This window comes from Paracandidimonas soli (assembly GCF_004342005.1).
Taxonomy (GTDB): Bacteria; Pseudomonadota; Gammaproteobacteria; order Burkholderiales; family Burkholderiaceae_B; genus Paracandidimonas; species Paracandidimonas soli.
In genome coordinates, this window is record NZ_SMBX01000010.1 from 1 (window position 1) to 17,716 (window position 17,716).

Sequence of the window (17,716 nt, forward strand, 5' to 3'; positions counted from 1 at the left end):
CGCCGATCGCGATGGAAGAAGGCCTGCGCTTCGCCATCCGTGAAGGCGGCCGTACCGTCGGCGCCGGCGTCGTCGCCAAAATCACTCAGTAATACTCATTGTTCCGGGGGTGGCGACACTCCCGGCGACACCTTCGTTCTTTAGGAATCACCATGAAAAACCAGAAAATCCGCATCCGTCTGAAAGCCTTCGACTACAAGCTGATCGACCAGTCGGCAGCCGAAATCGTCGATACCGCCAAGCGTACGGGCGCGGTTGTCCGCGGTCCGGTTCCCTTGCCCACACGCATCCGTCGCTACGACGTGCTGCGTTCGCCGCACGTGAACAAGACTTCGCGCGACCAGTTCGAAATGCGCACGCACCAGCGTCTGATGGACATCGTCGATCCTACCGACAAGACAGTCGACGCGCTGATGCGTCTCGACCTGCCTGCTGGTGTCGACGTGGAAATCGCACTGCAATAAACGAAGCGCAGCCTCGGCCCGCAAGGGCGAGGAAAAGCGGCAAACGCCTTCTGGAGCATTGTCTCCCGGAGGCGTTTTTGTCTTGGGCGGCTCGACGATGGAAAATGCCCTCACGCTGCGCCTTCGACTGGTGCTCCACCGCGCGCATGTATTGCCTGCCGCCGTTCTGAGTGATAACATTTGTAATTACAAACTCAGGGGCCAAACATGAAACTCAAGATCACCGCTATCGGCAATTCCGCCGGCGTCGTCCTTCCCAAGGAACTTCTGGCGCGTCTGCGCGTGGAAAAGGGCGACGAGGTCTATGTCATCGAAACGCCGGACGGCATCCGCCTGACTGCCTACGACCCGACTCTGGCCGAGCAGATGGCTGTGGCGGAACAGGTCATGCGCAAGCGCAGAACGCTGCTGCACAAGCTGGCGCAATAGGCATGGGAGGGCTAATGGAATGATTGTCTGGATCAGCAGAGTACTGGCCTTGGCCATTCATGACCGCCAGCTTGCCGAGCATGGCGGCAGCGCCAGAGTGCGCGATCAAGCATTGCTCGAATCCGCGCTGTCCCGTCCCCTACAGCGGCATGCCTATGGCGAACCGCCTCCTGATCTGGCCGATCCTGCAGCCAGTCTGGCGTATGGGTTGGCGCGAAATCATCCGTTTGTCGACGGCAACAAGCGTACGGCCGCTGTCGCCTGCGAAGTCTTCATCGAGTTGAACGGCGGATTATTACAGGCGGATGATCTGGATCTCTATCCTCAATACCTGGGACTGGCCGACGGCACCATCGGCGAAACCGAGTTCGCCGCCTGGCTGCGCGAGCGCATCGCAGTGCAGGCGCCGCCCGACGGCGTGCAGGAACCGGCGCCCTCCTATCAGAAATAAAGCAGGGTTTTTTTGCCGCCGGGCCGTCCCCAGGCAAAAAGCGCCCCCTTGGGGGCAGCAAGCCGAAGGCGCAGCGTGGGGGCCTTTTTTGTTGCTATACTGAGCATTCGACGCAGGGGTACTCGGTGAGTCATTCACCGGGTTGAGAGAGTCCCTTTGCACCAGTACGGATAATGCCGACGCTGGAAGCGCGTCCCCAGCCGCAGCGCCATCTCCGGAGACGATCCGGGCCAAGGCATAATCTGCAACGATGGCATCCGTTTCCAGCGGCATGGGGGCTCATCCCGCTCGGCTCCACCTTCTACCGATGGAGCTATCATGAAATCCCAAACCCCCTTCATTGCCGCCGATGCCGTGGTCGATGCGGCCGCCGTGGCCCCCTTGCCGTGTTCGCGCAAGATCTACCAGACGGGCTCCAGGCCCGACATACGCGTGCCCTTCAGGGAAATCTCCCAGGCGGATACGCCGACGCTGTTCGGCGGTGAAAAGAATCCACCGCTGACGGTGTACGACACCAGCGGCCCCTATACCGACCCGGATGCGGACATCGATATCCGCAAAGGCTTGCCGGCGCTGCGCGGCGGCTGGATCGAAGAGCGTGCGGACACAGAGATGCTGGACGGCCCCAGCAGCGAATACGGCCGCCGGCGACTGGCCGATCCCGTGCTGGAAGCCATGCGCTTCGGCTTGCGCCGCCAGCCGCGCCGCGCGCGTGCGGGCGCCAACGTCACCCAGATGCACTATGCCCGCAAAGGCGTTGTCACGCCCGAGATGGAATACATTGCGCTGCGCGAGAATCTGCGTTTGGAGCAGACCATCGAATCGCTGCGAGCCAGCGGCAAGGATGGCGAAAAAATGGTCGCACGCCTGCTGCGCCAGCATCCAGGCCAATCGTTCGGAGCCTCGATTCCGGCGGTCATTACGCCGGAGTTCGTGCGCGATGAAGTTGCGCGCGGCCGCGCCGTCATACCGGCGAACATCAACCACCCGGAAAGCGAACCCATGATCATCGGGCGCAACTTCCTGGTAAAGGTCAATGCCAATATCGGCAACTCCGCAGTCAGTTCAGGCATTGCCGAAGAAGTCGAGAAAATGACCTGGGCCATCCGCTGGGGCGCGGATACCGTCATGGATCTGTCCACCGGCAAGCATATCCACGAAACACGCGAATGGATCATCCGCAACTCGCCGGTCCCCATCGGTACGGTGCCTATCTATCAGGCGCTGGAAAAGGTCGATGGCAAGGCCGAGGAGCTGACGTGGGAGATCTTCCGCGACACGCTCATCGAGCAAGCCGAGCAGGGCGTGGATTACTTCACCATCCATGCCGGCGTGAGGTTGCCGTTCATTCCGCTGACGGCAGATCGCATGACCGGCATTGTGTCGCGTGGAGGCTCCATCATGGCCAAATGGTGCCTGGCGCATCACCGGGAAAGCTTCCTGTACGAACGCTTCGAAGAGATCTGCGAGATCATGAAGGCCTATGATGTCAGCTTCTCGCTGGGCGACGGCCTGCGTCCGGGCTCCACCTACGATGCCAACGACGAGGCGCAGTTCGCCGAACTGCGTACGCTGGGCGAACTGACGCAGATCGCCTGGAGGCACGATGTCCAGACCATCATCGAAGGTCCCGGCCATATTCCCATGCAGATGATCAAGGAGAATATGGATCTGCAGCTGGAGCATTGCGGCGAGGCGCCGTTCTATACGCTGGGCCCGCTGACGACGGACATCGCGCCGGGCTACGATCACATCACTTCAGGCATCGGCGCGGCGCTGATCGGCTGGTACGGCACGGCCATGCTTTGCTATGTGACGCCCAAGGAACACCTGGGACTGCCCAATAAAAAAGATGTCAAGGACGGCATCATCACCTACAAGATAGCGGCGCATGCCGCCGATCTGGCCAAGGGGCATCCCGGCGCGGCCATTCGTGACAACGCCTTGTCGAAGGCGCGCTTCGAGTTCCGCTGGGAGGACCAGTTCAATCTCGGGCTGGATCCGGATACGGCCCGCGCGTTCCATGACGAGACCTTGCCCAAGGACTCGATGAAAGTGGCGCACTTCTGCTCGATGTGCGGCCCGCACTTCTGCAGCATGAAGATCACGCAAGACGTGCGCAAGTATGCCGCGGAGCGAGGCGTGGATGAAAACGCCGCATTGGTGTTGGGCATGCAGGAAAAAGCGCAGGAGTTCGCACGCAAAGGCCTGGAGATCTATCACGCGGATTGATTTTCTGTCTGCGGCGCAGCATGGGGGGCAGTTCATAAGAACCGCCCCCCATGCCCTTCCAATCATGGACAAACCGTAATGAACCAGACATTCGAAGTCTTTTAAGATGGGCTCATCCGTAAAGCTTAATTAAAAGGAGTTCGGGATGATCACATTCTTGGTTATCGTGGGTATTCTGGCGGCAACCGTTGGCGTGATATATGGCCTGGTTGCCGCTCTCATGTGGTTTCAAAATTCGAAAAAAGAAGATAAGGCAAGCCAGTGAGTCTTCGGGAAACCGTGGCTGGCAACGTGGCGACTCAAAACGATATGCGTATGGCAGCCGCATGACGGTTTGATGCATGCGGCGGGGATCGATTAATATACTCGTATATATAACGATGGCGGCATTTGCGCACGGTTCCGGAACCTGTTTCAGGAGAAGGCCGTATCATGGCGCTTGTGCCGGCAAATCAGGATTGATCCCCAGGAAGGTAAGAGCGCATGCTGATACACGACGTTGATTTTGCCGAAATGTACCGGGAGCACATGCGCGGCAGCGACCGGCCGCACAAGCCCGCCAGCGCCTGGGACGAGCGCGCCAGGGCGCTCAGCGACAAGGTCATGCAGAGCGACTACACGCGGCAATTCATTGCGCGCATGGACCTTTCCGGCGCAAAGACCTTGCTGGACGTCGGTTGCGGCCCAGGCACCATCGGCGTCTCGCTGGCCTCCGGACTGGAGGCCGTGCACGGGCTGGACTACAGTCCCGTCATGCTGGAATGCATGATGGAAAATGCCGGGGCGGCGGGCCTGGACAACGTCCATCCCTTGCTGCTGTCCTGGACGGACGACTGGAAAGACGTTCCCGTCTGCGACATTGTGGTGGCGTCGCGTTCGAGCATAGTGCCGGACATGGCTGATGCCTTGCGGAAAATGACGAGCCATGCGCGCCTGCGTTGCTACATGACGCACCTGGTCGGCGGCCACTTCGGCGATGCCGGCATTGCCAAGTTGCTGGGGCGCCAGCAGCAGTCGTTTCCCGACTATATCTATATCGTCAACCTGCTGCACGGCATGGGCCTGTATCCGCGGTTGGACTACATGGAGTTTCCCGGGCGCCTGGCAGGCACCGCCAACGTTGAGGAGTTCACCGAAAAAGTCGCCTGGTCTTTCGGGGAGCTGAGCGACGAGGACAGGCGCAAGTTGCGCGAATGGTACGAGGCCGACGCCCAGCGCGCTCGGCAGGGCGGCGAGCCGATGCGCTGGGCCATGATTTCCTGGGATGCCGGCAAGTAAGATGGGCCGCGCGGAGTAAAATCGGGATTATTTCATTTCGATGGCGCCCTCATGATTTCCATTCTGCGTAACCTGCTTTCCATTTCGATGGCGGGATTGTTTCTTTGCCTCAGTTCCCTGGCAACGGCGGCCGGCTGGCCGGAAAAGCCGGTCCGGGTCATCGTGGCCTATCCTCCCGGCGGCGTCAGCGACACCGTGACGCGCGCATTGGCGGATCGCCTGGCCGAGCAATTGTCCGCATCCTTCGTCGTGGAGAACAAAGGCGGCGCCGGCGCCACGATCGCCATGGGGGAGGTTGCCCGGGCCCGGCCCGACGGCTACACACTGGTGTTCGCGTCCATCAGCCCGCTGAGTCTTTCTCCCCTGCAGCGCAAGTTGTCCTATGACGCCGAGGCGGATATCCAGCCAGTGGCCAGTGTCATGGTGTCGCCGGTCATCCTGCTGGGCACGCCAGCCTTCAAGGGTAAGGGATTCGCCGACGTCATCGACGCCTCGCGCGCCGCGCCGGGTTCGCTGCGCTGGGCGACGTCCGGCCAGGGCTCCGTCGGGCATCTGATGCTGGAGCAACTGCAGCAATTGGCGAACATCGAGCTGACGCACATCCCCTACAAGGGCGCGGGCCAGCAGCTGACGGACGGCATAGGCGGCCAGTACGAGCTGATTTCCACCAACATGAGTCCCGCCCTGATGGCGCAGATCGAGAGCGGCGCATTTCGTCCGCTGGCGGTGGCCGCTGCCGAGCGCGTCGCCTTCCTGCCGGATGTGCCGACCTTCAGCGAGCTGGGTTATGCCGGAGCCGGCAAGCAGTCCGTCTTCGGCTTCTTCGCGCCGGCCGGCGTCGACGCCGAAACGCTTGCCCGCATGAATGCCGAAATCAACAAGGCGGTTGCCCATCCCGGCATTGCGGCGCTGCTGAAAGACAGCCACAATCTGCCGCTGGCGGGTGATCCCGCGCAGTTCTCCGAACTGATCAAGGCGGATGCCGAAGCCAACCGCAAGCTCATCGAAAGCGCGGGCCTGACGTTCGAGTAATCGGACAGGCGGCCCGGGATCAGGTGATCTGCAGCGCTTCCAGGACAGGCAGCAGATCGTCCTGGAACGCCGCATATTGCTCGCGCAGATAAGCCAGGTTCTGCGCATCGCCCTGCAGCGCCTGCCCATCGCGCACCAGTGATGCATCGATGGACTTCATGCTGCGCCAGGCAAAATCGACCGGATCTTCGATGCCGTCGAAGATGGCCAGCAGGAACAGGCGTTCCGAGCGGCCAATGTTGCTGATGCCCGCCCCGGTCAGCGGGGATGCCAGCACATGCAGGTGGTCGTCTTCCAGCGCCAGTTCGGCGATGGTCCGGTTGAACCGCCGCGCCCGCTCCCGGACATTGTCCAGATCGGCTTCCGGCTGGCAAGCGTAGACCTGGCCGGTGCCCATCAATGTCAGCAAAGCGCGCAGCGCGCGCGTTTCATCCAGGCCCCGCCGTCCGGCATGTTCGACGATATCGCCGATGGTCTTGACGCATCCGCCATCGTCGGCCAATGCCTCCCGCACAGGGGCGTACTGATCGTCGTGGGGCTCGAACGTGCCCAGGTGCGTGCTGACGGTAAAGCTGATCTTGCGGGCCGGCACGCAGGCGACGACCTGCTGCCGGAACAGGCGGATGCGTTGCGCCTCCGGTGTCAGCCGGATGGCGCCGCGTACGAACAGGTCGGTGCGGAAGCGCGTGTTGATACAGTAATCCTGGGCCTGCTCGCGCAGGATGGGGTTGTCGATCGCTGTCAGCATCTGGCGCTGGGCCGCCGTCAGGTGCAAGGCATCCAGCCGCTTGAGGATCTGCGACGTGGCGCCGAATTCGAGCCGTATGTCGGCCAGAGCCTGGGCGACATCGCTGAAATAAGGCGCGGTCCAGTTGCGGTTCAGGTACTCGTGCGCAAGATAGGCCTTGTCGCCGCCCAGTGCGTCGAGCTGCTTGCGCAGCGTTTCGCCGGCGGCTTCGGCGTACGCTGGCTGGGCGGACAGCACGGCGCGCACAAAACCCAGGGCGTCATCGACGCGCTGCTCCGCCTTGCGGCCGGCTCCGCCGAAGCGGTCGTGCAGTTCCATCAGCCTTTGCAGGGGCTGGATGTTGGCCCAGCCGGGAAGGCAGTTGTAGCTCAGGTACAGGATGCCGCCGGGCTTCAGGCGCTGGCGGACGATATCGGCAATGACGCGGCGGTTGTCGTCGCTGACCCAGCTCCAGATGCCATGCAGGGAAATGCTGTCGAATTGCGGCAGATCCTTGCGGGCATGGAAGTCGGCAAAGCTGTCGTCCAGGATGCGCAGCGAGCGATTGCATGCGCGCGCCGCCAGGCCGGCGGCGAACACTGCCTGGTCCGGCGTGAAATCCGTGCCGGTATAACAGCCAGGATTGCTGGCCGAGTGGACGTTCAGCGTGACGCCCTGGCCGAAGCCCAGTTCGCAATGATGCGGGCTGTCGGACGGCGGGCATTCCAGGCCGTTGAGCAGCAGCGCGAAGCGCTGCTGCACGGGCGACAGGTAGTCGAAGTAGCCATAGGTGTAATGGCTGCCTGTGAAATAGCCGTCCGCCCAGTTCTGCATCGAAGCTCCTTATTCCATTTCCAGGTCAAGCGTGCACGCGAAGGCAAAGCGCAGATACCGCAAGTGTAGGGCAAGCGCAGCCGGTAAGGTATACGTTTGATCTGGAGTGGTATCAGAACCGTACATTCATGCCCAGCCAGATCTGGCGGCCGGGATCGGCCATCCAGTTGCCGGACGGGCCGCAGCCGGCTTCAGCCGCTCCGCAGATCGGCGCGTAGTCGACGTCGAGCACTTTGTTGGCGACGTTGACGACCGCAGCGTTGACCGTGACGTTGTTGCTGACGTTGTACGCCAGGCCCAGGTCGAACGTGGTCAGGCCCTTGCGCTCGCGGATGTGGGAAGAGGGGCCGTTGCGATAGGCCGCCCAGTACGATTTGCCCTCGTAGTTCGCGCGCCCCCAGGTGGCCAGCTTTTCGTTGACCTGCCAGTCGACCCGAACATTGGCCATGTGCTCAGGCGTCTTGTCCAAGGCATAGCCGTCGAGCGACTCGCCGAGGAAGGTGGTTTCCGAGCCCTTCTTGCGCTTGGAGTCCGTATAAGTGTAGTTGGCGGTCAGCTTGACGGCATCCGTGACGGGCCAGGTCAGCGAGGTTTCGATGCCGCGGATGCGTACCTCGTCGATATTCAGGTATTGGTACAGCGGAGCGCCCGTCACCGGATCGTCGCCGCCGGTGTAGTCGCTGGAAATCTTGTTCTTGATGTCGTTGTTGAACAGCGTCAGGCTGGCGCTGAAGCCGGACGGCGCGTCGTAGCGGACGCCCAGTTCCGTATTGACGCTGGTTTCGGGCTTCAGGTCGGGGTTGCCGTACATGATGCCGGTCTGGCTGGTGGGGCCGCCGGTCGAGGTGACGTACTGCGGCACGACCTGGCGCATGGTGGGGGCGCGGAAGCCCTTGGCGACGCCGCCGCGTACCGTAACGGTCGGGGTGGCGCGATAGACGCCGTACAGGCGCGGGGTCCAGTGCGAGCCGTAGTATTCGTCCTCGTCCAGGCGGATGCCGGCGGTGACGGTGAAGTCTTCCGTGACGTCGAAGGCGTCTTCCACGAAGAGCGCCCAGGACTTGCGCTTGATTTCCGAGACCGCGCCGAAGGGGTTCGGCGTGACCGCGTTTTTCTTGTTGCCGTTCTTGAAGGAGCTGTTTTCGCCGTCGACGTTCGACAGTTTCTTCCATTCGTACTGGCCGCCGATCTTCAGCACGTGCCGTTCGAACGGCAGCGTAACCAGTCCCTGCAGGATCGAGCTGTCCAGCTTGGGCTCGGCGCCGCCGTCGTAGCTGACCAGGCCTGTGTCGGGATCCAGCGTACGCTGCTTGCTGGTTTCATGGGCGAAGCTCAGTTCGGTCTCGCCGAAATCCCAGCGGCCCTTGTGCGAAATTGCCCAGTGGCTGCGGGAATCGTCGGAGAGCGTGCCCGTGTTCGCCTTGGTGATGATCTTGCCAGCCTTGCTGACCAGGTTTTCGGGCCGTACGGATTTGCCCAGCGACTGGATGCGGCTGAACTCTTCATATCCCGCCTCCAGGCTGATTTCCTGCTTGTCGGTCGGCGTCAGCGTCAGCTTGGCCGTGACGGACTTGTCGCGGCTGCCAGGGCGGCCGGCCCATACCGTATCTTCGCCCTGGTCGCTGTACTTGCCGTAGACCTGCAATCCGAGCAGATCGGTCTTGAGCGGACCGCCCAGCCAGAAGGAAGTCTGGCTCAGGTCGCCGCGATCGTCGCGCTGGCTGAGGAATGTGTCGGCGCTGATCGAGCCGCCCCAGGTCTCGGGGACCTTGCGCGTGATGATGTTGATGACGCCGCCCATGGCATCGGCGCCGTACAGCGACGACATGGGGCCGCGCACGACTTCGATGCGCTCGATGGCGTCCAGAGGCGGAATCAGTTGCGACTGCAGGCCGGAGGAGCCGCCGCGCGTGCGGGTTTCGCGCGAGTTGCGGCGCTGGCCGTCGACCATGATGACAGTGTAGTCGGCGGGCATGCCGCGGATGGCGATGTCCTTGCCCGCCGCATCGGAGCCCACGATGCTCAGGCCTTCCGTGTGGCGGATGGCGTCTTGCAGGTTGCTGAACGGCTGCTTGCGCAGTTCTTCGCCGGTGATGATGCTGATGCTGGCCGGGGCGTCCTTGATGTCCTGTTCGTAGCCGCTGGCCGTGACGACGATATTGCTGAGTTCCATGACCCCGGGAGCCTGCGTGGTCTGGGCCAGCACGCCGCCGGCGGAAAGCGCGGTGATGCCGATGGCCTGCAGCGCAACGATGAGGGGACGCGGAGTCATTGCGGCGGGTCGGAGAGGGGAGGACATGAGAACTCCAGAACGGTAAATATAGGTAAAGAAGGGTCAAATGTTATCATGATCGATATTGAGATCCATTATTATTTACAAATCATTCCCGCCTGAAGTCGGGAGCTTCCTCATCACAATACGGGGGCGCCTTCGGCGCCGTACATATAGGAGCACTGCCCCGCTTGGCCTCGTCGTTCACGGCGAGGCTTGCTCCTGGGCCCGTGGTCAAGAAACCGGCGGGTAGGCATATCCCTTGCCGGACCTTGAGAAGGTCATTGCGCCGCTCCTCCGGCGCGCCTGTGTTGGGTTTTCCGCAGCCGCCAGGCGCCATGCCCCCGAAATATTTGAGTTTTTCTTGCTTGCATGCTAAATTAGATGGCTTGGCTGTAAAAGCCAAGATTGTTTACCCGTGGCGGTTCGCAATGCAAGACGCCTGCAGAGGCGGTCTTGTGCTGCATCCGCCTGTAAATTAGCCCCGACCAATCGTAGTCGGGAATGGAGAAAATGATGTCGAACTCGACACCTACGCCTGCCGCCTGGCGGCTCGGGCTTGTGGGGCGCAAAGTCGGCATGACCCGTATTTTCACCGAGGAAGGCGAGTCCATCCCGGTGACAGTGCTGGACGTGTCCAACAACCGCGTTGCCCAGGTCAAGACCCCCGAAGTCGATGGCTACGCAGCAGTGCAAGTCGTCTATGGCGAGCGCCGCGCAACCCGCGTCACGAAGCCTGAGGCCGGGCACTTTGCCAAAGCCGGCGTCCAAGCCGGCAGCAACACGAAAGAATTCCGTCTCGATCCCGCCAAGGCAGCTGAATTTGCAGCCGGCGCGACCCTGGCCGTCGAAAGCATTTTCGAAGCCGGCCAGAAAGTGGACGTTACGGGCACCACCATCGGTAAGGGCTTTGCCGGTACCATCAAGCGTCACAACTTCAGCGGCCAGCGCAATTCGCACGGTAACTCGCTGTCGCACCGCGTTCCCGGTTCCATCGGCATGGCGCAGGATCCCGGCCGCGTGTTCCCCGGCAAGCGCATGTCCGGCCATATGGGTGATGTTACCCGTACCGTTCAAAACCTCGACATCGTTCGCGTGGATGCAGAGCGCGGCCTGTTGCTGGTCAAGGGCGCAGTTCCCGGCCACAAGAACGGCGATGTCATCGTGCGTCCGGCGGTCAAGAAACTGCCGAAAGGAGCATAATCCATGGAACTCAAGCTCCTGAACGAACAAGGACAATCGTCCGCTACCGTTGCCGCTTCCGACGTCATCTTCGGTCGCGACTTCAACGAAGCGCTGGTCCACCAGATCGTCGTTGCCTACCAGGCCAATGCACGCAGCGGCAATCGCGCCCAGAAGGATCGCGCCGAAGTCAAGCACAGCACCAAGAAGCCGTGGCGCCAGAAAGGCACCGGCCGCGCCCGTGCCGGTATGACTTCCTCGCCCATCTGGCGCGGAGGCGGCCGTACGTTCCCGAACTCGCCCGACGAGAACTTCAGCCAGAAGGTCAACAAGAAAATGTATCGTGCCGGTATCCGCGCGATCCTTTCCCAACTGGCTCGCGAAGACCGCATCGCGGTGGTCGACACGTTCGAACTCGAATCCCCCAAGACTCGCCTGGCTGCCGCCAAGCTCAAGAGCCTGGGCCTCGATTCCGTGCTGATCATCACAGACAGCGTTGACGAGAACATCTATCTCGCCACGCGCAATCTGCCGCATGTGGCCGTGGTCGAACCGCGCTACGCCGATCCGCTGTCGTTGATCCACTACAAGAATGTGTTGATCACGCGCCCGGCCATCGCACAACTCGAGGAGCTGCTGGGATGAACACCGAACGTCTGCTGCAAGTAATCCTGGCTCCGGTCGTGACTGAAAAAGCCACGTTCGTTGCAGAAAAAAACCAGCAAATCGCTTTCCGCGTTGCGCCCGACGCCACCAAGCCTGAAGTCAAGGCTGCCGTCGAGCTGCTGTTCAAGGTCGAAGTTGAATCCGTTCAAATTCTGAACCAGAAGGGCAAGGAAAAGCGTTTTGGCCGTTTCATGGGTCGCCGCCGTAATGAGCGCAAGGCATATGTCTCGCTCAAGGACGGTCAGGAACTCGACTTTACAGAGGTGAACTAAATGGCACTCGTAAACGTCAAACCGACATCGGCGGGTCGCCGTGGCATGATCAAGGTCGTAAGTCCTGATCTGCACAAAGGTGCGCCGCACGCCGCCCTGCTGGAAAAGAAGTCGCGCGGCTCGGGCCGCAACAATCGCGGCATCATCACCGTGCGCCATCGGGGCGGCGGTCACAAGCAGCACTACCGCCTGGTGGATTTCCGTCGCAACAAGGACGGCATCCCCGCCAAGGTAGAGCGCCTGGAATACGACCCCAACCGCACGGCACACATTGCTTTGCTGGTCTACGCCGATGGCGAGCGCCGCTACATCATCGCTCCCCGTGGCCTGACGGTCGGCGCAACGCTGCTCTCCGGCCGTGATGCCCCGATCCGCGCAGGCAACGCGCTGCCGATCCGCAATATTCCCGTGGGTTCCACCATTCACTGCATCGAAATGATGCCTGGCAAGGGTGCGCAGATCGCACGCTCGGCCGGCGCTTCCGCAGTGCTGCTGGCCCGTGAAGGCACTTACGCCCAGGTTCGCCTGCGCTCCGGCGAAGTCCGCCGCGTGCATATCGACTGCCGCGCCACCATTGGCGAAGTCGGCAACGAAGAGCACAGCCTGCGCCAGATCGGCAAGGCCGGCGCTGTCCGCTGGCGCGGTGTCCGCCCCACGGTTCGCGGCGTTGCCATGAACCCGGTCGACCACCCGCACGGTGGCGGCGAAGGCCGCACGGGCGAAGGCCGCGAGCCCGTCAGCCCATGGGGTACCCCTGCCAAGGGTTACCGTACCCGTAGTAACAAGCGCACGGACAATATGATTGTCTCGCGTCGCAAGCGCAAGTAAGGGGCGAAGACTATGTCACGTTCTATCAAGAAAGGCCCATTCGTCGATGCGCATCTGATCAAGAAGATCGATGCGGCCGTCGAAGGCAAAGACAAACGGCCCATCAAGACCTGGTCGCGCCGTTCCACAGTTCTGCCCGAGTTCATCGGGCTGACGATTGCCGTGCACAATGGCCGTCAACACGTTCCCGTCTACATCAACGAGAACATGGTTGGCCACAAGCTCGGCGAGTTTGCCCTGACCCGCACGTTCAAGGGTCACGCGGCAGACAAGAAGTCGAAGAGGTAAGCGACGATGGAAACTACAGCTATCATTCGCGGCGTCAGCATCTCCGCGCAGAAGGCACGCCTGGTTGCGGATCTGGTCCGCGGCAAGTCGGTCGCCCAGGCGCTGAACATCCTGACGTTCTCGCCCAAGAAGGCCGCCGGTATCGTCAAGAAAGCTCTGGAGTCGGCAATCGCCAACGCCGAGCACAATGACGGCGCCGACATCGACGAACTGAAGGTCACGACCATCTACGTGGACAAGGCCCAGTCGCTCAAGCGCTTCTCCGCACGCGCCAAAGGCCGCGGCAACCGCATCGAGAAACAGACTTGCCACATCGTGGTCAAGGTCGGGGCTTAAGGAGTCGCAATGGGTCAGAAAATTCACCCGATCGGGTTCCGTCTCGCCGTTACGCGTAACTGGAATTCCCGCTGGTATGCCAGCGACAAGGACTTCGGCGGCATGCTCGCCGAGGATATCCGCGTCCGCGAATACCTGAAGAAAAAACTCAAGAGCGCTTCGGTCGGCCGCGTGGTCATCGAGCGTCCCGCCAAGAATGCACGCATCACGATCTACTCGGCACGTCCGGGCGTCGTGATCGGCAAGCGCGGCGAAGACATTGAAAGCCTGAAGGCTGATCTTCAACGTCTGATGGGCGTTCCCGTACACGTCAATATCGAAGAAATCCGCAAGCCCGAAACTGATGCCCAGCTGATTGCCGATTCCATCGCGCAGCAACTGGAAAAGCGCATCATGTTCCGTCGTGCGATGAAGCGTGCCATGCAGAACGCCATGCGTCTGGGTGCCCAGGGCATCAAGATCATGAGTTCCGGCCGTCTGAACGGGATCGAAATTGCCCGTACGGAATGGTACCGCGAAGGCCGTGTGCCCCTGCACACCCTGCGTGCCAACATCGACTACGGCACATCCGAAGCGCAAACCACATACGGCATTATCGGTATCAAGGTGTGGGTCTACAAGGGCGACCTGCTGCCTAACGGCGAGCAGCCTCCCGAGGCAGCGGCACCGCGCGAAGACGAGCGTCGTCCTCGCCGTGCGCCCCGTGGCGACCGTCCCGACAGCCGCCGTCCCGCTGGTGGTCGTGGCCGTGGCGCCGCACGCAAGCCGGACGCAGCACCTGCAGCCGAAGGAGAATAACCATGTTGCAACCTTCTCGCAGAAAGTATCGCAAGGAACACAAGGGCCGCAATACCGGCCTGGCAACCCGCGGCGCGCAGGTTTCGTTCGGCGAATTCGGTCTGAAAGCCACGGGTCGTGGCCGCCTGACCGCTCGCCAGATCGAATCCGCACGTCGTGCCATCAACCGTCATATCAAGCGTGGCGGCCGCATCTGGATCCGCGTTTTCCCGGACAAGCCCATTTCCCAGAAGCCTGCGGAAGTGCGTATGGGTAGCGGTAAGGGCAACCCGGAATACTGGGTTGCCGAGATCCAGCCGGGCAAAGTGCTGTACGAAATGGAAGGTGTCAGTGAAGAACTGGCGCGCGAAGCATTTCGTCTGGCCGCTGCCAAGCTGCCCATCGCGACGACGTTCGTAGCACGTCAGATCGGCGCTTAAGGAGAATATTCCATGAAAGCCAGCGAAATTCGCAGCAAAGATGCCGCCGAGCTCGGCAAAGAGCTCGAAAGCCTGCTGAGGGCACAGTTCAGCCTGCGTATGCAGCGTGCCACCCAGCAGCTTTCCAACACCAGCCAGCTGAAGAAAGTGCGTCGCGACATTGCTCGCGTGCGCACGATCATGGCCGAGAACGCAGGAAAGTGACATGAGCCAGACTCAAGAAACCACCGTTGCCAAGCGCCAGCGTACGCTGATCGGCAAAGTTGTCAGCAACAAGATGGACAAGACTGTCGTGGTCAGCGTCGAGCGCCGCGTCAAGCATCCTGTGCTGGGCAAGATCGTCATCCGCTCCAACAAGTACAAGGCGCATGACGAAGCCAATCAGTACAACGAAGGCGACACCGTAGAAATCGCGGAAGGCCGTCCCATCAGCCGCAACAAGGCCTGGACCGTCGTCCGTCTTCTGGAAGCCGCGCGCGTCATCTGATGCCAGCCCAAGGGCCGGGCTGACAGTCTGGTCCAGGGCGCATGCAGCGTAGCGCCAGGCCTGCGGCTACGCAGGCCCCGAATCTCGAAACCCAATTGTTTCCGTCAGGGATCAATTGGGTTTTTTCTTTTCCGCCGCCGTGTCGCACGCCGAGGCTGCCCGGTCCTGCAGGCAGGCGCACCTTGCCAGCCTGTCATTCTTTTTAAATGTGTAAATATGCAACATTTTTGAATTGTTTAACATTATGCAGTATCGATAATTCATCAATAAAAAATCTTTTAAATCATATATGTAATTCCAAAATTTTAAATAATAAGCAAGTGATTTAAAACAAGAAAATAAGAGTAAAAAAATATTACCCAGAAAGGGCTCAGCTATTGGACCATGGCGGATGATTGTCAAGGAAGATAAGGCTGTCCTCCCAGCCCATGCCTCAACCTGAAAATTTACATAACAATCAAAGAATTCAGGTTCTGTCTCCCTCTGCCATTCGATGCGCACCCTGCCTGACTGTGCTGCGGTGTGGACGGAACATTCGCCAAAAGCATGTCGCAGCACCGGCCTATCGGCCTTTTGAGAGTTGCATTAATGGTCTACTCCTTACCTGCAAATTTGCATGTACTGCTGATTGATGGACAGGGAAACCTGGATGGGTTTCATCGTTCTTTCCGAACTGGAGGAGTCAAGACAACGCTGACCCATGATGGCGAGCGCGGATACGCGCGCGCAATCGCACTGCGCCCTGATGTCATTCTTCTCGGCCTGCCTCTGAAAAAAGGCAACGGCATGGCAATGCTGCAGATGCTGAAGGCGAACGCGGCGACGGCGGAGATTCCGGTGCTGGTACTGTCGGATGGCCTGCATCCGCAGGAGCGCCTGGACGCGTTCCGCTATGGCGCCGTGGATTGCATCCTTCTGCCGGCAAAGGACGGAGAAGTGCGGGCGCGCATTGCCATTCATCTGGGACTGGCAGGCCGGAACAACGGAAATCCGCAGCTGGAGCAGGCCGGCGCGAAGCCTTCCGACGCCGCCAATGCGCAGGACGAGGACGATATCCTGGTCAATGCGGCCCGGATGCATGTGCGCGATCATCTGGCGGAAATCCCCAACACCCGGACGATCGCGCATCGACTGGATGTCAGCGACAGGCGGCTGATCGAGGCATTCCGCCGATGCCTGAACATGACGCCTTTTGAATACCTGCGCAAGGAACGCATGCAAAGGGCCGAGATCTTGCTGAAGAGCACGCCATTGCCCTTGCAGGCGCTGGCGGCGGAGGTCGGTTATTCAAGCGCCGCCAATTTTGTGACGGCATTCCGGGAATATCACGGCATGCCGCCTGCGCAGTATCGCCGGGAAAAAATGGCGCCCCGGGCGCGGCGCGGCAAGGCCGACAAGGGCAGCAGCAGCCAGGCCTGAAAACGGCGGCACGAAGCTGAGGCTGGTCGGTTCTCGGCTGGCGAATGATGATCGGTGTGGCGTTTCCATGACGTAGATTCAGATGATTCGTTATATATAATGGTATATATATAAATATGTGCCAAATTTTTAATTGAATCTTCCGGCAGGCAGCGAAATCGCGGTCTGATCACAACGTACTTGTCTGGATCGCCATGCAACGTAGAACTTTTCTGAAAGCCGCCATCAGCCTGGGGCTTGGAACGGCGCCGTATCTATCCATCGCCAAAGGCGTGTCTTCCCTGGAGTCTCCGCTGTTGGCCGCTGCCTTCGGCAAGATTCCCGCGGCCGGCAGTATCCGCCGCATCGTCAGCGCCGGTCCCGTGGCCGACGTACTCCTGCTGTCGCTGGCACCGGAAAAGCTGTTGGGCATTTCCACACACAATATTCCCGACGATCGCAAAAAATATTTCTCCGACACGATACGCAATTTGCCAAATACCGGCCGTCTGGCGGGTCGCGCCTCCACCTTTCCCATGGAACGGCTGCTGGAACTGAAGCCCGACATCATCGTGGACGTGGGCAATACCAGCGCCAGCTATACATCGACGGCCGAGAGGGTTTATCAACAGACAGGCATTCTATACATCGACGGCCGAGAGGGTTTATCAACAGACAGGCATTCCTTATGTCGTTGTCAGCGGCAGGCTGGCGGATTCGGCCGGTCAATTGCGTTTGCTGGGCGATATGCTGGGCGAGCCGGGCAAGGGCGGGGCTTTGGCCGACTTCGCCGAAAACGTGCTCGCGGCCGGACAGGAAGCGCGGGCACAGGCGCAGACGGCGCCCACTGTGTTCGTCGGGCGTGGCGCCGACGGCATGGAAACCGGGCTGGCGGGTTCCATCCATACTGAAGTCGTCGATACGCTGGGCGCGCGCAATGTCGCGGCTGCCGCAGGGCGCGACCTTCTGGCGCGGATCTCCATGGAGCAATTGATCCAATGGGATCCAGACGTGATCCTGACGCAGGATCCCAATTTCTTCCAGAGGCTGCAAACGGAAAGGGTCTGGAAAGACTACCGCGCAGTGCGCCAGGGCAGGTATCACCTGGTGCCGACCGTACCGTTCGGCTGGATGGATCACCCCCCTTGCGTCAACCGGCTGCTGGGCATGCTGTGGGGGTTGCATGTGTTCTATCCCGAGCTGTGGCCGCAGGCACGCTACCAGCAAGCGGTGATACGGTACTTCGACCTGTTCTATGGCTATACCTTGACGCCGGAGGAGCTGTCGTCCATCGACAGGCTTCAGTCGTAGGACGGGCGCATC

The 17,716-nt window shown here is 60.8% G+C and carries 22 protein-coding genes; 19 read left to right on the plus strand and 3 right to left on the minus strand.

Annotated elements, in window-relative coordinates; all coding sequences use genetic code 11:
- The 7 genes from EV686_RS15585 to EV686_RS15615 form a co-directional block, all read left to right on the plus strand.
- A partial coding sequence (locus EV686_RS15585; protein WP_481347968.1) for an EF-Tu C-terminal domain-related protein occupies positions 1 to 92 on the plus strand: 92 nt, incomplete at its 5' end.
- Positions 93 to 152: 60 nt separating this feature from the next.
- Entirely contained in the window at positions 153 to 464 is a 312-nt protein-coding gene (rpsJ, locus tag EV686_RS15590) for a 30S ribosomal protein S10 (RefSeq protein ID WP_132477883.1), read from the plus strand.
- Positions 465 to 671: 207 nt separating this feature from the next.
- On the plus strand, positions 672 to 893 hold the full coding sequence (locus EV686_RS15595; RefSeq protein WP_132477884.1) for an AbrB/MazE/SpoVT family DNA-binding domain-containing protein: 222 nt from the start codon (positions 672 to 674) through the stop codon (positions 891 to 893).
- Positions 894 to 912: 19 nt separating this feature from the next.
- Positions 913 to 1,344: a type II toxin-antitoxin system death-on-curing family toxin gene (locus EV686_RS15600; RefSeq protein ID WP_132477885.1), complete on the plus strand. Its 432-nt coding sequence runs from the start codon at positions 913 to 915 to the stop codon at positions 1,342 to 1,344.
- Between the two features lie 318 nt (positions 1,345 to 1,662).
- Entirely contained in the window at positions 1,663 to 3,576 is a 1,914-nt protein-coding gene (gene thiC / locus EV686_RS15605; RefSeq protein WP_132477886.1) for a phosphomethylpyrimidine synthase ThiC, read from the plus strand.
- Positions 3,577 to 4,059: 483 nt separating this feature from the next.
- The gene (locus tag EV686_RS15610) at positions 4,060 to 4,854 is read left to right on the plus strand and encodes a class I SAM-dependent methyltransferase (protein WP_132477887.1); all 795 of its coding nucleotides are present in this window, start codon (positions 4,060 to 4,062) and stop codon (positions 4,852 to 4,854) included.
- 51 nt (positions 4,855 to 4,905) lie between these two features.
- Positions 4,906 to 5,886 (plus strand): Bug family tripartite tricarboxylate transporter substrate binding protein, encoded by a 981-nt coding sequence (locus tag EV686_RS15615; protein ID WP_132477888.1) that lies wholly within the window; start codon positions 4,906 to 4,908, stop codon positions 5,884 to 5,886.
- A gap of 19 nt (positions 5,887 to 5,905) precedes the next feature.
- Here the strand turns inward: EV686_RS15615 and EV686_RS15620 are convergent, their stop codons facing one another.
- Positions 5,906 to 7,447: a methyltransferase regulatory domain-containing protein gene (locus EV686_RS15620; RefSeq protein ID WP_132477889.1), complete on the minus strand. Its 1,542-nt coding sequence runs from the start codon at positions 7,445 to 7,447 to the stop codon at positions 5,906 to 5,908.
- Positions 7,448 to 7,559: 112 nt separating this feature from the next.
- Complete coding sequence (locus tag EV686_RS15625; RefSeq protein ID WP_132477890.1) at positions 7,560 to 9,746, minus strand: TonB-dependent receptor domain-containing protein; 2,187 nt, start codon at positions 9,744 to 9,746, stop codon at positions 7,560 to 7,562.
- A 489-nt stretch (positions 9,747 to 10,235) separates the two neighbouring features.
- Between EV686_RS15625 and rplC the strand changes: the two genes are divergently transcribed.
- The 10 genes from rplC to rpsQ are packed head-to-tail and all read left to right on the plus strand — an operon-like array spanning position 10,236 to position 14,995.
- Positions 10,236 to 10,922: a 50S ribosomal protein L3 gene (gene rplC / locus EV686_RS15630; RefSeq protein WP_165972644.1), complete on the plus strand. Its 687-nt coding sequence runs from the start codon at positions 10,236 to 10,238 to the stop codon at positions 10,920 to 10,922.
- Between the two features lie 3 nt (positions 10,923 to 10,925).
- Positions 10,926 to 11,546, plus strand: a complete 621-nt coding sequence (gene rplD / locus EV686_RS15635; RefSeq protein WP_132477892.1) for a 50S ribosomal protein L4 — start codon at positions 10,926 to 10,928, stop codon at positions 11,544 to 11,546.
- Positions 11,543 to 11,839 carry a 50S ribosomal protein L23 gene (rplW, locus tag EV686_RS15640; RefSeq protein ID WP_132477893.1) on the plus strand — a complete coding sequence of 99 codons (297 nt, stop codon included), beginning with the start codon at positions 11,543 to 11,545 and terminating at the stop codon, positions 11,837 to 11,839. Before rplD ends, rplW begins: the two co-directional genes overlap by 4 nt.
- Positions 11,840 to 12,667 (plus strand): 50S ribosomal protein L2, encoded by an 828-nt coding sequence (gene rplB / locus EV686_RS15645; protein ID WP_132477894.1) that lies wholly within the window; start codon positions 11,840 to 11,842, stop codon positions 12,665 to 12,667.
- 12 nt (positions 12,668 to 12,679) lie between these two features.
- Entirely contained in the window at positions 12,680 to 12,955 is a 276-nt protein-coding gene (rpsS, locus tag EV686_RS15650) for a 30S ribosomal protein S19 (protein ID WP_132477895.1), read from the plus strand.
- A gap of 6 nt (positions 12,956 to 12,961) precedes the next feature.
- Positions 12,962 to 13,291, plus strand: a complete 330-nt coding sequence (gene rplV / locus EV686_RS15655; RefSeq protein WP_132477896.1) for a 50S ribosomal protein L22 — start codon at positions 12,962 to 12,964, stop codon at positions 13,289 to 13,291.
- A 9-nt stretch (positions 13,292 to 13,300) separates the two neighbouring features.
- Positions 13,301 to 14,089: a 30S ribosomal protein S3 gene (gene rpsC / locus EV686_RS15660; RefSeq protein ID WP_132477897.1), complete on the plus strand. Its 789-nt coding sequence runs from the start codon at positions 13,301 to 13,303 to the stop codon at positions 14,087 to 14,089.
- A gap of 2 nt (positions 14,090 to 14,091) precedes the next feature.
- Entirely contained in the window at positions 14,092 to 14,508 is a 417-nt protein-coding gene (gene rplP, locus EV686_RS15665; protein WP_132477898.1) for a 50S ribosomal protein L16, read from the plus strand.
- 12 nt (positions 14,509 to 14,520) lie between these two features.
- A complete protein-coding gene (rpmC, locus tag EV686_RS15670) occupies positions 14,521 to 14,712 on the plus strand; it encodes a 50S ribosomal protein L29 (RefSeq protein ID WP_132477899.1) in 192 nt (63 codons plus the stop codon).
- 1 nt (position 14,713) lies between these two features.
- Positions 14,714 to 14,995: a 30S ribosomal protein S17 gene (rpsQ, locus tag EV686_RS15675; RefSeq protein WP_132477900.1), complete on the plus strand. Its 282-nt coding sequence runs from the start codon at positions 14,714 to 14,716 to the stop codon at positions 14,993 to 14,995.
- 111 nt (positions 14,996 to 15,106) lie between these two features.
- On the opposite strand, the gene EV686_RS15680 is transcribed toward rpsQ, so the two are convergent.
- Positions 15,107 to 15,553, minus strand: a complete 447-nt coding sequence (locus EV686_RS15680; RefSeq protein WP_132477901.1) for a hypothetical protein — start codon at positions 15,551 to 15,553, stop codon at positions 15,107 to 15,109.
- Between the two features lie 30 nt (positions 15,554 to 15,583).
- Between EV686_RS15680 and EV686_RS15685 the strand changes: the two genes are divergently transcribed.
- Together EV686_RS15685 and EV686_RS15690 are read left to right on the plus strand one after the other, a co-directional pair.
- A complete protein-coding gene (locus tag EV686_RS15685; RefSeq protein WP_165972645.1) occupies positions 15,584 to 16,414 on the plus strand; it encodes a response regulator transcription factor in 831 nt (276 codons plus the stop codon).
- Positions 16,415 to 17,017: 603 nt separating this feature from the next.
- Positions 17,018 to 17,704, plus strand: a complete 687-nt coding sequence (locus tag EV686_RS15690) for an ABC transporter substrate-binding protein (RefSeq protein ID WP_279389494.1) — start codon at positions 17,018 to 17,020, stop codon at positions 17,702 to 17,704.
- The last annotated feature ends 12 nt before the right edge of the window (positions 17,705 to 17,716 follow it).